Annotated in this window: 12 protein-coding genes; 4 read left to right on the forward strand and 8 right to left on the reverse strand. The window is 65.1% G+C overall.

What is annotated here, in order from left to right:
* Window positions 1-17: 17 nt before the first annotated feature.
* The 3 genes from QX128_RS16840 to QX128_RS16850 all read right to left on the reverse strand — a co-directional run bounded on the left by QX128_RS16840 (window position 18) and on the right by QX128_RS16850 (window position 4,282).
* Window positions 18-1,211, reverse strand: a complete 1,194-nt coding sequence (locus QX128_RS16840; protein WP_315715117.1) for a substrate-binding domain-containing protein — start codon at window positions 1,209-1,211, stop codon at window positions 18-20.
* A gap of 132 nt (window positions 1,212-1,343) precedes the next feature.
* Complete coding sequence (locus QX128_RS16845) at window positions 1,344-3,122, reverse strand: putative bifunctional diguanylate cyclase/phosphodiesterase (RefSeq protein ID WP_315803850.1); 1,779 nt, start codon at window positions 3,120-3,122, stop codon at window positions 1,344-1,346.
* A 191-nt stretch (window positions 3,123-3,313) separates the two neighbouring features.
* The gene (locus QX128_RS16850; RefSeq protein ID WP_316238000.1) at window positions 3,314-4,282 is read right to left on the reverse strand and encodes a sensor histidine kinase; all 969 of its coding nucleotides are present in this window, start codon (window positions 4,280-4,282) and stop codon (window positions 3,314-3,316) included.
* A gap of 181 nt (window positions 4,283-4,463) precedes the next feature.
* Between QX128_RS16850 and QX128_RS16855 the strand changes: the two genes are divergently transcribed.
* The gene (locus QX128_RS16855; protein WP_316238001.1) at window positions 4,464-5,306 is read left to right on the forward strand and encodes a glucose 1-dehydrogenase; all 843 of its coding nucleotides are present in this window, start codon (window positions 4,464-4,466) and stop codon (window positions 5,304-5,306) included.
* Window positions 5,307-5,455: 149 nt separating this feature from the next.
* Here QX128_RS16855 and QX128_RS16860 read toward each other — a convergent pair whose 3' ends face one another.
* From QX128_RS16860 to QX128_RS16870, 3 genes are all read right to left on the reverse strand, one after another.
* Window positions 5,456-6,832 (reverse strand): cytochrome P450, encoded by a 1,377-nt coding sequence (locus tag QX128_RS16860; RefSeq protein ID WP_316238002.1) that lies wholly within the window; start codon window positions 6,830-6,832, stop codon window positions 5,456-5,458.
* A 912-nt stretch (window positions 6,833-7,744) separates the two neighbouring features.
* Window positions 7,745-7,903, reverse strand: a complete 159-nt coding sequence (locus QX128_RS16865) for a hypothetical protein (RefSeq protein ID WP_315803846.1) — start codon at window positions 7,901-7,903, stop codon at window positions 7,745-7,747.
* A gap of 377 nt (window positions 7,904-8,280) precedes the next feature.
* Window positions 8,281-9,099, reverse strand: a complete 819-nt coding sequence (locus QX128_RS16870; RefSeq protein ID WP_316238003.1) for an outer membrane protein — start codon at window positions 9,097-9,099, stop codon at window positions 8,281-8,283.
* Window positions 9,100-9,458: 359 nt separating this feature from the next.
* On the opposite strand from QX128_RS16870, the gene QX128_RS16875 reads away from it, so the two are divergent.
* Together QX128_RS16875 and QX128_RS16880 are read left to right on the forward strand one after the other, a co-directional pair.
* Window positions 9,459-9,869 carry a response regulator gene (locus QX128_RS16875; RefSeq protein WP_316238004.1) on the forward strand — a complete coding sequence of 137 codons (411 nt, stop codon included), beginning with the start codon at window positions 9,459-9,461 and terminating at the stop codon, window positions 9,867-9,869.
* A gap of 105 nt (window positions 9,870-9,974) precedes the next feature.
* The gene (locus QX128_RS16880) at window positions 9,975-11,258 is read left to right on the forward strand and encodes an IS701 family transposase (protein ID WP_316238005.1); all 1,284 of its coding nucleotides are present in this window, start codon (window positions 9,975-9,977) and stop codon (window positions 11,256-11,258) included.
* 149 nt (window positions 11,259-11,407) lie between these two features.
* Here the strand turns inward: QX128_RS16880 and QX128_RS16885 are convergent, their stop codons facing one another.
* On the reverse strand, window positions 11,408-12,646 hold the full coding sequence (locus QX128_RS16885) for an LLM class flavin-dependent oxidoreductase (RefSeq protein ID WP_315803843.1): 1,239 nt from the start codon (window positions 12,644-12,646) through the stop codon (window positions 11,408-11,410).
* A gap of 444 nt (window positions 12,647-13,090) precedes the next feature.
* Here QX128_RS16885 and QX128_RS16890 point away from each other — a divergent pair, with 444 nt between their 5' ends.
* Window positions 13,091-14,593, forward strand: coding sequence for a PHB depolymerase family esterase (locus QX128_RS16890; protein ID WP_316238006.1), 1,503 nt, complete (start codon window positions 13,091-13,093; stop codon window positions 14,591-14,593).
* Between the two features lie 6 nt (window positions 14,594-14,599).
* On the opposite strand, the gene QX128_RS16895 is transcribed toward QX128_RS16890, so the two are convergent.
* On the reverse strand, window positions 14,600-15,268 hold the full coding sequence (locus tag QX128_RS16895) for an MBL fold metallo-hydrolase (RefSeq protein WP_316238079.1): 669 nt from the start codon (window positions 15,266-15,268) through the stop codon (window positions 14,600-14,602).
* Between the last annotated feature and the right edge of the window lie 19 nt (window positions 15,269-15,287).

Here is a 15,287-nt window from a genome sequence, read left to right on the forward strand (position 1 = left end):
GCACGCAATTCATCATCTCAGCGCTTGTTGCGGATTGGCACCGCCATCTCGTCGATCTTGATCTCTCGCACCGGCTCGTTGACGGCCCAGGCGAGGTTCGGATCGACCTTGACGCGGAAGTGATACATGCTTTGCAGCGCCTGGTGATCTTCTTTCCGGAAGATCATCTTGCCCTTCGGCGTATCGAACTCCATGCCCTCCATCGCCGCGATCAGCTTCTCGGTGTCGGTCGACTTGGCCTTGGTGACGGCGGTGACGACGGCCATCGCGGCCGAGAAGCCGCCGGCGGTGAAGAAGTCCGGCGGCGCGTTGAAGCGCTTCTGGTGCTCGGCCACCAGCCAGTCGTTCACGGGGTTCTTGGGAATGTCATAATAGTAATAGGTGGCGCCTTCCATGCCCGGCAGCCGCTTGTAGGCGGCAAGCGCCGGCAGGATGTTGCCGCCGGTCGACAGCTCGATGCCGTAGCGCTTCGGATCCATGTCCTGCAGCTTTGTCAGTGGATCGCCAGCGCCGGCCCAGATCACCCAGATGATCTTCTTGCCGGGCTTGTCCTTCAGCGCATCGAACAGGCGCTGCCCGACGGCGGTGAAGTCGGTGGTGCTGGTCGGCACATATTCCTCGGCCCCCAGCGTCGCGCCGGTCTTGGCCAGCGCCTCCTTGAAGGCAGCGACGCCGTCGCGGCCGAAGGCATAGTCCTGCGCCAGCGTGGCGACCGTGACGCCCGGCTTGCCGATCGCGACCGCGTTGGAGATCGCATCCTGCGACGAGTTGCGGCCGGTGCGGAAGATGTAGCGGTTCCACTTCTCGCCCGTGATCTGGTCGGCGACCGCCGGCTCGACGATCAGGATCTTCTTGTTCTCCTCGGCGACCGGCAAGTCCGCGAGCGCCGCGGCGGAGGAGGTCGTGCCGATCGCGATGTCGGCGCCGTCATCCTGATAGGCTTCGGACAGTGCGGCCTTCGACAAATCGGGCTTGCCCTGGTCGTCCTTGGTGATGATGACGATCTTGCGACCGTCGATCATGTTGGTGCCCTTGGTGGCATATTCGAAGCCGAGGCGGAGACCCGCTTCGGTCTGCTTGGCGTAGGCCTCGAGCGGGCCGGTCTTGCCGTAGATGAGAGCGATTTTCAGATCGTCGGCCTGGGCGGCGGTGGCCAGCAGGGCGGCAGTCAATGATGAAACAATACCTTTGAGAATATGTGACGTCTTCACGAGCCTTCCTCCCAGCTACCGGCGGCTGTTGCCTGCAACTGATAGTGTGCAGGCTCAGCCTGGGTCAAGGCGCTTTCAGCGGCAGCCGGTGACGCTCATATTTTGTGCTGAAGGGCTCCGTCCTCCGAGAGGTCAACGCCGATAGCGGCTGCTGCGCGCATAGGCCTGGCGATTTTCCTGCACAGGGCGACTGGCGAGACTGATGCGCGCTTCGCTTGCAAGCGGGGCCGCCGGCTTCAGCTCTTCCAGGAAGATCGGACGCGAGAAGTAGTAGCCCTGCGCATAGCGGATCTTGGTCGCGGCCTGCAGATAGGCGAGCTCCTCGAACGACTCGATGCCTTCCGCGATCACCGTCATGCCCAGCGCCTCGCTCAGGGATTCGATCGCGCGCAGGATGCCCTGGCTGCGCGGCCGCTTATGAATGTCGGTGATGAAGGAGCGGTCGATCTTGATCTCGTCCGCCGTGATGTCGGCGAGCGCCGATAGCGACGAATAGCCGATGCCGAAATCGTCGATCGAGATGCCGACGCCGATCCCGCGCAGCAGCGGCACGATCTCATCCTGGAAATGGCTGCGGGTCACGAACGCGTCCTCGGTGACCTCGATCATGAACCGCTTGGGAAAGCCGGTCGCCGCGATCGCCAGCGCGAAGGGCTGCATGAATTCCGGATTCGACGCCTGTTTCGCCGCGACGTTGATGCTGATCGTCGCGTCCGGTCCAAACGCGTCGTTGATCAGATCGATCGATTTGACGATCTCGTCCAGCACGAGATGGGCGAGCTCGTCGATCAGGCCGAGCTCGACGGCGAGATTGATGAAGGAGCCTGGCGCCTGGATCACGCCTTCATTGTCGCGCAGCCGTACCAGCGCCTCGATGCCCTTGATCTCCTCGGTGCGGATGTCGACCTTGGCCTGGAACGCGCAGCAGAAGCGCTTTTCCAGGATCGCGAGCCGCAGCGACTGCTCGACCTTCATGCGCGCCAGCGCCTCGTGCTCCATCGCGCTGGAGAAGAAGGCCAGCGTGCCCTTGCCGCTGTTCTTGACGCGGTACATCGCCAGATCCGCGTTCTGGCGCAGCACGTCGTAGCTTGCGCCATGCTCGGGAAACAGGCTGACTCCGACGGACGCGGAGGCGAACACCTCCGCGCCGTCGATGAAGAAGGGCGCGTTCAGGCGGTCCAGCATGTCGTGCAGGAATTCGGCGACCTCCTCGGCACGCTCGATCGGATGCAGCAGCAGCAGGAACTCGTCGCCGCTGATGCGCGACAGCAGGTCCGACTCGCGCAGGTCGCGGCTGATGCGCTTGGCGAGCTCGACCAGCAGCGCATCGCCGGTGGCGTGGCCGTAATAGTCGTTGATGTACTTGAAATTATCGAGGTCGAGAAAGGCGAGTGCGAAGCGTCCGTCGACGCGGCCGCGCCGGACCAGGAGGTCGGCGCGATGCTCGACCACGCGGCGCATCGGCAGGCCGGTCAATTCGTCATAATAGGCGGCGCGAAACAGCTGGTCCTCGAACTCCTTCTGCTCGCTGATGTCGGCCGAGCTGGAGATGAGGACGCTCTGGTCGCCGATGCGAACCGGCCGATGCGCTGTCAGCAGGGTCTGCCCGCCGCGCTCGCCTGCCACCTTTTCCTCGCCGATCACCGTTCGTCCCCGGCCAAGGATCTCGCGGCAGGCCGTGCGCCTGTTGTGGAGATGCGGCGCCGAGAGGCCGTCGATGCTGTTGGCGGCGGCGCCGAGCTGGACGGCGGCCGTATCGTTGACCAGCAGAAAGCGACCGTGCTCGTCCTGGACCGTGACGCCCGAGGGAAGCTGGCTGAGGACGGTGCGCAGGAAGCGCAACTCGGCCTCGGTCGAGCCCAGCCCCTCGTTCGGTCCGGGAGAAAAGTTGAATCGGTCGCTGCTGTACATGCGCCGATTGTGCAAAGTTCCCGCTTCATTTTAGTTAAGCGCTACGTAGAAACCCGGAACGCGCGCGCCAAGTCTTGGAAAGAACGGAGCTTTGTGCCGCGGCGTCATTAACCGTTCCTGAATCGGAAGAACGACGCGACCGGACGCATGCGGCGAAAGTCGCAGGCAGGATTGGCCGCCCGGCGGCCAATTCAATTCGGTGGCACGCGACACTGCAAGGTGCAGTGAAGGCCGGATTCGAGAAAGCTGGTCTCGGTCCTGCCGTCGAACGACGACAACGCGGCCTTGAGCAATTTGCTCCCGAAACCGGGCATGCCGACCGGACCGATCGGCGGACCCGCGGCCTCGTCCCAGGTCAGATGGAGACGGTCCTCCTGCATCGTCCATGACACCTGAAGGAAGCCGCGCGGCGAGGCGAAGGCGCCGTATTTGCCGGCATTGGTCGCCAGCTCGTGGAAGATCAAAGCGAGGCTGACGGCGAGCTTGGCGGGCAGGAACAGCGGCGGGCCGTGGAGCTCGAAGCGGACCTGGCCATAAGGCCCGAGCTCCGACACCAGCAGGTCCTTGAGGTCGCAGCCCTGTCCTTCGGCGCGCGCGACCAAATCGTCGGCGGTCGCGAGCGCGCGGATGCGCTGGTCGATGCGGCTCCACACCTGCGGTTGGTCGTACAGCACCTGATGCAGCACGGCGTGAATGGTCGAGGTCTTGTTCTTGAGGCGGTGATGCAGCTCGTCGACCAGGAGCTTGCGATACTGCTCCTCCTCGGTGAGCCGCCGGGCGATCTCGCGCTGCTTGCCGGCCAGCCGCCGGTAGTGATCGACGCCCCAGATCACCAGCAGCGCCACGACCATATACATCGCCATCAGCGCGAGCCGGGCGCCATCCGCCGGACCGCCGCCAAAATCGAGCGTCAGGCCGAGCGCTGCGCCTGCGATCGCCGTTGCCAGGCCGACGCCCGATCCGCCCATCGCGGTGGCGAAGAAGACGGCCGGCATGTAGGGCGTGAAGAACACGTCGGGCCGCAGATGCGCCATGCCGTAGCGGATCGCCGTGGCTGCGAGCAGGCACATCGCGGCAAACATGCAGCTCCATGTCAGGGAAGGCTGCTGCTCGCCGCGCCAGATCCGCTTGATGTCGTCGATGAGTCGCGTCATGGACATCCATGAGCCTCAACTGCGCAACCAAATTAAGGCCGACGTGGCGGTAATTTGTCCGGTTGATGGAAGCCGTCTTGCGTGTGTTGCCGTTTGGCGCGCACGATGACGGTTCCGCGGCGGAACTCGGGCGCTTATTATTCCGCCGCCAAGAACGAGCACGTAGCAGCAACGCAAGGAGTAGGGAATGGGACGGTTGGAGGGCAAGGTCGCCGTGATCACGGGCGCGACCAGCGGCATCGGCCTGCGCACGGCGGAAATCTTCGTGGCCGAGGGTGCGAAGGTCGTCGTCGCTGGCCGGCGCAGCGCGGAGGGCGAGGCGCTGGCGAGCCGGCTCGGAGCGAATTGCGTATTCCGGCAGACCGACGTCACGGTCGACGAGCAGGTGCGGGAGCTGATCGATGGCGCGGTCGAGCGCTTCGGCCGGCTCGATTGCGTGTTCAACAACGCCGGCGGCCCGGCGCAGACCGGCGGCATCGAAGGCCTCGACGCCGATCGCTTCGACCAGGCCATGGCGGTGCTGGTGCGCAGCGTCATGCTCGGCATGAAATACGCAGCGCCCCACATGAAGAAGCAGGGCGCCGGCAGTATCATCAACAACGGCTCGATCGCCGGCCGGCTCGCCGGCTTCTCCACCTCGTTGGTCTACAGCACGGCCAAGGCGGCCGTGGTCCATCTGACGAGATGCGTGGCGATGGAGCTCGGCGAATCCGGCGTGCGCGTCAACTCGATCTCGCCGGGACTGATCGCCACCGGCATCTTCGGCAAGGCGCTCGGCCTCTCGACCGAAGCGGCCGAGAAGACGCCGGAGACGATCCGCAACGCCTACGCCACGGCGCAGCCGATTCCGCGCGCCGGCCTGCCCGACGACATCGCCTATGCCGCGGTGTTTCTCGCCAGCGACGAATCCAGCTTCATCAACGGCCATGATCTCGTCATCGACGGCGCCATCACCGGCGGCCGCAACTGGAGCCAGCAGCAGCAGGGCTACGCCGCGATGCGCAAGCTGCTCGGGGATGCGGTGGAGTAGCGGAGGGCGCTCATCACCCTGGATTGCTTCGCTTCGCTCGCAATGACGCGCTGAGAGAGCCGTGGTCTAACCTCCGCCATCGCGAGCGCAAGCGAAGCGATCCAGTTTTGTCGGCGTACGCTGGTCTTCCAGTTGTCGGCACATTGCGATCAAACCGCCTTCAGCTGCACCTTCAGTCCGTCGCGGGGCTTCGGGATCGGCCAGACCTGCCAGTCCGGCCGATAGTCGGGGGCGAAGGAGACTTCGAGGTTGGCGAGGAAGTGCCGCGCGAAGCACTTCACCTGCATGTAGGCGAAGTGCAGGCCGAGGCACATGTGCGCACCGCCGCCGAACGGCACCCAGGCGAAGCGGTGGCGGCCGCGCTGGGCCTCGTCGGTGAAGCGCATCGGGTCGAACCGCTCCGGCTCCGGCCAGATCTCCGGCATGTGGTGGGTGTACATCGGATTGATTCCGACGCCGGTGCCGGCGGGAATCGCAAAACCCTTGAAGGTGAAGTCCCGGATCGGACGGCGCGGCAGCGACGGCACCGGCGGCATCAGCCGCAACGTCTCCTGAAACGCCATCTCGGTGAGCTTCATCTTCTCCAGATGCTCCGAGCTCATCGGTTCGTCCTTGGCGAGGCCGAGGCTCGCGACCTCCTCGCGCAGCTTCTGCTGCCACTGTGGATGCGCGGCGAGCTGGGCGATGAAGGAGGTCAGCGACGAGGTCAGGGTGTCGTGCGCCGCCATCATCAGGAAGCTCATATGGTCGACGATGTCCTGCGTCGACAGCAGCGCGCCGTGGTCGTCGGTGGCGCGGCACAGATGCGAGAACAGATCGTCGCCCTCGCCCTTGGCGCGGCGCAGCGGAATCTGCTCCGAGAAATAGGCGACGATGCGCTGGCGGCCCTTGACCCCGCGCGCCATCTGCGTGCCTGGCAGCGGCCTGCGGATCGGCGCCACTGAGGCTGCGACCATGTCGACGAAGGCGCGGTTGATGGCGTCGACCTCCGGGCCGATCTCGGTGCCGAGGAAGGACGTCGCGGCGAGGTCGAGCGTGAGCTGCTTGATCGCCGGATAGAACAGCATCTCGCCCGGATTCGCTTTCCACTGCGCGATGCGCGCGGCGATGCCGCGATCGAGGCCGGCGAGATAGGACTTCATCGGCCCGGCCTTGAAGGCGACCGACAGCGCCTTGCGGTGCATGCGGTGCTCGTCGAAATCGAGCAGCATCAGGCCGCGCGGAAACAGCAGGTTGAGGATGTGGCCCCAGCCATGCGCCGACGAGAACAGCTTGGCCTGATCGAACAGCACCAGCTCGTTGGCCTCGGGGCCGAGCAGCACGACGTTGACGTCGCCGAACATGTGGGTGCGGTAGACGTGGCCATACTTCCTGGCGTTGCGCTCGACGTGGCCCTTGGGGTCGGCGAGGGTCTCGAATGTCTTGCCGATGATCGGCCAGCCTTCGTCGCCGGGGATATGGGTCAGCGAGTTGCGCCGCGGCGAGGTCAGGCGGAACGATGGCGTGGCCACACTTTGCATCGACATCAAGCAGGCTCCGTTTTCGGGGCGGCGGGGCGCGGCGACGCGCCGACGCTTCATTGAAGGGCGGATGCAGCCATCATGCAATACGCTGCGTTATTTCGTCTCGGTGTAGTTGTGCTGCATCGCACGCGTTCGCGATCTCGCGACGCGCTTCATGCGTCCGAGTCCTGCTGGACTTGCTGCCCTCCCTGGGAAGAGGGCACGGGGAATGCCGGGCGCTGGCCGCACCCATGGCCCGCCTGCAGAAAAAAATGCAGGCGGCAGGTACCACAGGTTCAGCCGAGGCATCCCGGCATTCCCCGCGCGATGGTTTTGACGGCTGCTTCGCGTTCTCCCCGGTGCGCCGGGCTTGTTGGCCACCGTTGCCTGCGCGACGCGTGAGCGCTGCCGCAAGCGTAACACCAGCATCGGGGTGCCAGGACCACGCGACTTGACCGTGCGCATCTCTGCTGTTCGTCGGCGCGGGATCACCCCACGCTGCAACATCGACGCGCCCACCGCATCCCGCCTCAACGTTCGTGACGACCGCGAAGCGCCCCTCTGATCGAGACGGGACGACGCGACGATATGCGAAATTCGGAAAAACGAAAGCAAAATATTTTCGCGCGCGGGACTGGACAGGGGTGATGTGATTGAGCTGGTTCGTGAAATGAGTTTTTCGGCGCGCACCGCCTTATGGTGATGAGCCTGCGATCGGCAGGCCGGCGCGGTGCGGCTTCGCGTTCTCAAAGGCGCTTTGCTGGAAGCGATTTGCCCGTCGGCCCGGACGGTCGCCAATACTTCCTGCTGTCGCTCGCGAGTAATGCCGCGATATCGGCGGTCAATCGACGCAGGATCAGCGGATCATCTTTCGGGGCGAGCAAGCCGCGCCACAAGCAGAAGTCGCCACGCGTTCCGATCTGGACGCCGAGACCATCAGCCGCCCGATTTGTTGATCTTCTTCACCTTGGCGTCGGTTGCCTCGATCGAGGCGGCCAGCTCCAGGATCGCCTTTGCCAGGAGGTCGGCGGCCTCCTTGGGATCCTGCGACCGTTCGGCGCGCAGCGCGTAGTTCCTGGCTGACGAGAGTGACATTGGCGAGCTTTCCCACGGAAAAGCCCGCCGGGTCGAGGCGGCGGGCTGCCTGAAGCATCCTACGCGCGAGAGGTAGCAGGTCCGGGTTAAGAAAATTTTCGTGACGCTCGCTGCGCCGGTGTCCGCCATGCGGTTGCTGGCGCCTCCATCTCCGGAGATCAGACTGTGTGACCAAAAGCTGGCAAGTCATAGGTTGATGTCGCCGCGGATCACGCGGCCGTAGGGCGGGCAAAGGCGATCCGTTGATCGCTCGGCGGGCTCGCTTGCGGTGGCGCCGTGCCCACCATCTTCTGAGGAGCTCTGAGATCAATAATGGACACGCTGCCGCCTGCGGCGGCTGCTTTGCCCACCTTGCATTCATCAGGACCGACCGCGCCTCAGAACTTGTAGGCGAGTCCCACTGTCGCGGTGTGGGTGCGCGTCGTGACGTGCGCGGTGAAGCGGTCGTCGAATCCGGGGCCGACGCCGCCGGGAACGAAGAAGGTCTGGGTCCAGGTGCCGAAATCCGCGTAGCGATAGTCGGCGCGCACGATCCAGTGGCCGCCGATCATGTGCTCGACGCCGCCGCCGACGGTCCAGCCGACCCTGGTCGATGCCTGGGTCTCGTTGTGCGGATTGCCGAAGCAGAAAGCATTGCCTGGAACAACGGTACAGTTGGCGTTCAGCTCGAGGCGCTGCCACGCCACGCCGCCGCTGCCATAGACCAGCGTGTCCGGCGTAACCAGATAGCCGAGCCGGGCGCGCACGCTGCCGTCCCACGTCTCCTTCACGGAGCCGGTGGGAAGGCCGACCAGCGGCGCGCCGAAGAACAGCCCGGTGGTTCCCGGCAGGGGATTCGCGGTCGTCTTGTTGTCGGCCCATCCAAGGTCGCCCTCGAGGCCTGCGACCCATGACGGGGCGAACTGCCAGTTGACGCCGAGATAGCCTCCGATCCTGGCCGCCACGCTGTCTATGGCGCCGCCGGTGCCGGCCGTCGGCACGAACACGCCGGCCCCGAAGTTCGGCGAGATGTCGCTGGTCCGCCAATCATTGTCGGCCCAGCGGGCGCCGACCGACACGCCGGCATAGACGCCGGTCCACGACGGCGCGGCCACAACCGGCGATGCCTTCACCGGCAGGTCGGCCGCCAGCGCTGATCCCGCGAGGACGATGCTCGCCAACGCGGCCGCAATCCCGGCCACTCCAGATTTCGTCATGCTTTGCCCCAGCGCGCGACGTCGATTCGACATGGTTGCGGCACCATCGCCGGTTGCATCGAACGCGGCAATTGCATCGCGATTGGCTGGATCAAAAAGTTCGCGGTGTTGCTGGCGGGATACGTCGACCGGGTTGAGGCGGCGCTCGACGAGATGGCGCCGAGTCGGCATCGATGACCACACTCGCTGCGAGCCTGCTCCGGCTGGCCCGCACGTCATCAGGTCCGCCTCGCCCCAGGCGGCCCCCGCGTCCCCTTCACCCGTAAATCCACGGAGCCGAATGTTTACCTCGCGGCCATCGGCGGCATCTAGCAACGGCCTGACTTGACGTCGGGTCAACGTGCGACGAGGGCAAGGGCATGAGCAATCAGTTGCTGGTGATCGAGGATGCCGAGGTGCATCTCTCGATCCTGCGCAAGATCGCCGCGCAGTGCGGCTACGAGGCGACCTGCGTGACGTCGGTCGAGGCGGCGGCCGATCTGCTGCGCCAGCGGACCTTCGACTGCATCACGCTGGATCTGTCGCTCGGCGATCGCTGCGGCGCCGACATCCTGCTGCTGCTCAACGAGCTGAAATCGCGCACGCCGGTGATCTTCATCAGCGGCGCCGAGGACGCCACGCGCGAGGAGCATGTCCGCCTCGCGACCGTGCTCGGGCTCGTGGTCTATCCGCAATTCCAGAAGCCCGTCGACCTGCCGGCGCTGCGCGAGACGCTGAAGCAGATCGCGACGCTCGCTGAGTGCGAGAGGCTGGTCGCGGCGGTGAGGTAGCCGTGCGTAGGGCGGATTAGTACTACTGAGTCAAAAATCGACGATATACCCGGCTAAGAATCAAGTATTTGTAGAGATTCAGACTTTCACGCGCGGGAGGGTCGAATGGATCTCAAGCCTGAGGAAGCCAGTGCGCGTCGATTTTCAGCCTATATCGAAGGTCTCGCGAGCGAGATCGGGCACGCGGACAGAGTAAACCCGCTTCACGATTATTGTACAGGCCTGATGCTGCCCGGGGAGCGCAAGAGCGTAGAACCGATGGCGGCCAGGACGGCGCCGGCGCGGACGGCGGCCCAGCATCAGTCGCTGCTGCACTTCGTCAATGCCTCACCCTGGTCGGACGAGAAGGTACTGGCCAAGGTGTGCGAGATGGTGCTGCCGGCGATGGAGAAAGCCGGGCCGATCGAGGCCTGGATTCTCGACGACACGTCGTTTGCCAAGAAGGGAAAGCATTCGGTCGGCGTGCACCACCAATATTGTGGCGAGCTCGGCAAGCAGGCCAATTGCCAGGTGGCGGTGACGCTGTCGATTGCCAACCACGCCGCCAGCCTGCCGGTGGCCTATCGGCTGTATCTGCCGGACGTCTGGACCAAGGACCGCACGCGGCGAAAGAAGGCAGGCGTGCCCAAAGACATCAAGTTCAAGACCAAGTCGAGGATCGCGCTCGATCAGATCCGCTCTGTATGTGAAGCCGGTCTGCCGCGTGGGGTGGTCTTGATGGACTCCGGCTACGGGCGTGACTCGCAACTGCGCACGGAGATCACGGCGCTCGGATTGACCTATGTCGCGGGCATTCTGCCCAACACCTTGATGTGGCCGCCCGGGAGCGGTCCGCGGCGGAAAGGAAAGCCGCTGAACAACACGGGTCGTCGTGACGAGCCTGACCTGGTCTCGGCCAAGAAGGTTGCGTGTGGCCTGCCAAAGGAGGCTTGGCACACGATCCGGTGGCGCCAGGGTTCGGCCGAATGGCTGTCATCGCGCTTCGCCCGGGTGCGCGTTCGTGTCGGGCACAACAAGCTGATCCCGGAGCAACTGAAATCGGAGTGGCTGCTGATAGAATGGCCCAAAGAGGAAAAGGAGCCGACCAGATATTGGCTCTCGACATTGCCTGCGACAACCACCTTCCGGAAGCTTATCGACTTCACGAAGCTGCGCTGGAGGGTCGAGCGCGATTATGAAGAGCTGAAGCAGGAGATCGGGCTCGGCCACTACGAGGGACGGGGCTGGCGCGGCTTCCATCACCACGCCACGCTGTGCATCGCGGCTTACGGCTTCCTCATCGCCGAGCAGGCGACGATTCCTCCCTCAGGACCACGTTCCACCTGGGCAATCCAGGCGCCTGCCTTACCCGACGATTATCGACCCAGAGGCGCCGCCCGCGCGGCCTGAGCGCCACATCCCGAACTCGATTGCAACCATGCGCATACGGCTGACGCGCATGCTCGCCAGAACCTTACCTCGATGCCCATGCTGCGGCCTTGTCTCAAAGCCCAAAAGAAGAAATTTGTGACGCAGTAGTATTAATCCGCCCTACACTCTCATCCCCTCCGCTTCGCCGCTTCCTGCAGATCCGGCGCATTCACCGCGGGAATCGCGATGCGGCCGGGTCCGGTCTGCGACAGCGCCGCGGCGGCCTTGTCGTTGTCCATGATCTTGGCCATCACGGCCTGTCCCGCGCGCTCGAAGATGTCGCGGTTCTCGATGACAAATTTCTGCGAGCGGCGCAGGCCGTCGATGTAGCCGTTGATCTCCGGCACGACATAGCGCGCGACCATGTCCCAGCTGCGGCGCGTGTTCTCCGGATTGGCCCAGTCGTGCACGAAGCCGATGATGTGGCCGACACCGCCCGACACCTGCATCAGGTTCTTGATCGTCTTGACGAGATCGTCGGGCGTGCCGATCGTCGACGCCGCGCCCTCGACGAAGGCGGTCTTGTCGACAGCCTCGTCCGGCGAGGCGAATGGTTTCAAACCCGGCCGCATCAGGGTGCCGACCGTATATTCGTTGTGCCAGCGCATCAGCCCGGGGCCGGCCTCGCGGCGCGCCTGCTCGCGCGTCTCGGCGATGTGCCACGACAGCAGCACGCGCCAATTGGCGCGGCTCACGGTGGTGCCGTGCTTCTTCGCCGCGTCCTCGGCGAACTCCCATTGCTGCGGCAGCGCCATCAGGCCCTGGGTCGACATCGAGCCGAGCGAGATGATGCCGATGCCGTATTTGCCTGCGAGCGTCATGCCGGACGGCGAGATCTGCGACGCCACGACGAACGGCATTTCCTCCTGCAAGGGCAGGATCTGCAAGGCCGCGTCGTTCATCGTGAACCAGTCGCTCTTGGCGGTGACGCGCTCGCCGTTGAACAGGCGGCGGATGACCGCGATCGCCTCGTCCTGACGGTCACGCTGCGTCATCGGATCGATGCCGAGCGTGTGGGCATCGGAGGCGAGCGCGCCCGGCCCCGAGCCGAAGATGGCGCGGCCGCCGGTCATGTGATCGAGCTGCACCATGCGCTGCGCGACGTTGTAGGGATGATGGTAGGGGAGCGAGATGACGCCGGTGCCGAGCCTGATGCGCTTGGTGCGCTCGCCGGCAGCAGCGAGAAACATCTCGGGCGAGGCGATCGTCTCCCATCCGCTGGAATGATGCTCGCCGCACCAGAACTCGTCATAGCCGAGCTCGTCGAGCTGCGAGACCAGATCGAGGTCGCGGCGGAATTGCAGCATCGGATGCTCGCCGATCGGATGATGCGGAGCGAGGAACGCGCCGAATTTGAGCCGCGCCATGTGTTTTCTCCCAAGCGGAATTCGTTGTTGCTTGCCGATCAGGCTAATTGGCGCCTCGGTGCGAGGCAATCATCTTGCCGCGCGGGACGACCGGTGCATGGCTGCCATTTGTTTGTTTACTGATCGCCGATCGGTGCTCACACTCGGCGCGGGGTGGTCGATTCGTTGACCTGTGGCTGCAATGGCGACTTGCCAAACGTGGTGACTGCCTTTCCGGGTTGCGTCGCGTGTCGCTTTCACGCTTGCGGCGATCGAACGCCTCGTCGGTTCGCATTTCGGTGATTGCTGTGTGAAGAGCCGCGTCGGCGTGGCATTTAGATCGCAGCAAGAGCGAAATTCGCAATCAAATTGCCGAGCTCCGCAATCTCGCGGGCTTTTTCTTTTGCGCTGCAGCAACCATCTGGGTGATGGTGGGTTTGATCCGTGACTGCCAAGGAGCTGCCGTTGTCCCTCGCTGAAAATGTTGAGTATTTGCGACGGCTGCGCGAGCTGAATGGCATCACCGGATTCGCAGATTTCCACCGCCAGTCCCATCCCGCGCCCGAATGTCCGCTGGTCGAGGTCGAAAGCTTCGGCAGCAATCCCGGCCGTCTGAAGATGTTCGCCCATGTGCCGGCGCAGCGACAGCCGCTGCTGCCGCTCGTCGTCGTGCTGCACGGCTGCGGGCAGGGCGCCGCCGAGTATGATCTCGGCGCCGGCTGGTCGACGCTCGCAAAGCATTTCGGCTTCGCGCTGCTGATGCCGGAGCAGCAGCGCATCAACAATCCGCAGCGCTGCTTCAACTGGTTTCAGCCCGAGGACATCACGCGCGGCCAGGGCGAGGTCGCCTCGATCCGCGAGATGATCGCCCGCATGGTGGCCGACTACGCCATCGATGCGAACCGCATCTTCGTCACCGGCCTGTCGGCGGGCGGCGCCATGACCATGGCGATGCTGGCGGCGCATCCGGAGGTGTTCGCGGCTGGCGCCGTGATCGCCGGCTTGCCATTCGGCACCGCGCGCAACATGCGCGACGCCATCCTGCAGATGCGGATGCCGCCGGCGCGGCCGGCCGGCGAGCTCGGCGATCTCGTGCGCCGCGCCTCCAGCCATCGCGGCAAATGGCCGAAGCTGTCGGTGTGGCACGGCACCGCCGACTACACGGTGCATCCGGACAATGCCGGCGAGATCGTCAAGCAATGGCTCGACCTGCATCACCTGCCGCTGGCGCCGATGGCCGCAGGCGAGGTCAACGGCTATCCGCATGAGCAGTGGTGGAATGCCGATGGCGAGACCGTGGTCGAATCCTTCACCATCTCCAACATGGCGCATGGCACGCCGATCGGCGTCGCGGCCAACGACAAGCGCTATGGCAAGGCCGGGCCGTTCCTGCTCGAAGCCGGCATCTCCTCGTCCTATCTGATCGCGAAGTTCTTCGGCGTGACCGACTGGATCCGTCAGCCGAAGCCGGTCGCGACCTCGCCGAGCACGAAGCTCATTCCCGAGGTGTCGCCGATCTCGGCGCTGCCGGCCCTGACGAAAATGCTGCGGCGGCCGGATGCGCCGGCCGCGGTCGAGCCGACCGAGGCCAAGCCCGTGCCGGAGACACCGGTCAAGGCGGCGCCGGTCAAGCCGACACCGGCGCGTCCGCCGGCGCGGGCGAAGGGGACGCGGTCTGCTTCCGGCAAGGCCGCGAAGCCGAAACCCGAGTTGCCGGGATCCGGGCCAGCCGCGCCGGTGGTCGGGCAAGCGGTGGCCGCGAAGCCGGCCGTTACGCCGGTCGAAATCAAGCCTTCAGCTCCAAGGCCGTCAGGCGCGAAGGCGGTCGACATGACGCCGGCCGACGCGCCGCCGGTTCTCAAGCCCGCGACCGCCGTCCCGACGCAGGCGCCGCCGCAGAAGCGGCGCCGTGTGATCGACGTGGCCGCGGTGATCGAGCGCGCGCTGCAGGCGGCCGGCCTGAAGTAGTTCGTCTCAGGCCATCCCCGTCAGGAACGGGTTCGTCATCCGCTCCTGGCCGAAGCTCGAGCCGGCGCCGTGGCCGCAGATGAAGCCGACGTCATCGCCGAGCGGCAGCAGCTTGTCCTTGATCGAGCGGATCAGCGTGTCGTGGCTGCCGCCGGGCAGGTCGGTGCGGCCGACCGAGCCGTTGAACAAGACGTCGCCGACATGGGCGAAGCGCATGTCCTTGTTGAAGAACACGATGCTGCCCGGCGAATGGCCGGGGCAGTGCAGGATGTCGAAGACGAGCTCGCCGATCTCGACCGTATCGCCTTCCTCGAGCCAGCGGTCGGGCGTCACGTCGCGCACGCCCGTGATGCCGAAGCGCGCGCCGCTGGCGACGACGTTGTCGAGCAGGAATTTGTCGGCGACATGCGGTCCCTCGATCGGCACCTTCAGCTGGTCGCGCAGATCGGCCGCGCCGCCGACGTGATCGATATGGCCATGCGTCAGCCAGATCTTCTCCACGGTGACATTGGCCTGCGCGATCGCCGCCTGGATGTTCGGCACGTCGCCGCCGGGATCAATCACGATCGCCTTCTTCGTCGCCTCGCACCACAGGATGGTGCAGTTCTGCTCGAACGGCGTGACGGGCACGATCATCGCGCCGGCCTTCGCCCTGGTCTGGTTCTGCTCGGTCATGGGCGCCAGCATGCCGATT

Origin of the sequence: Bradyrhizobium sp. SZCCHNR1015 (assembly GCF_032489875.1) — a bacterium.
GTDB lineage: Bacteria > Pseudomonadota > Alphaproteobacteria > Rhizobiales > Xanthobacteraceae > Bradyrhizobium.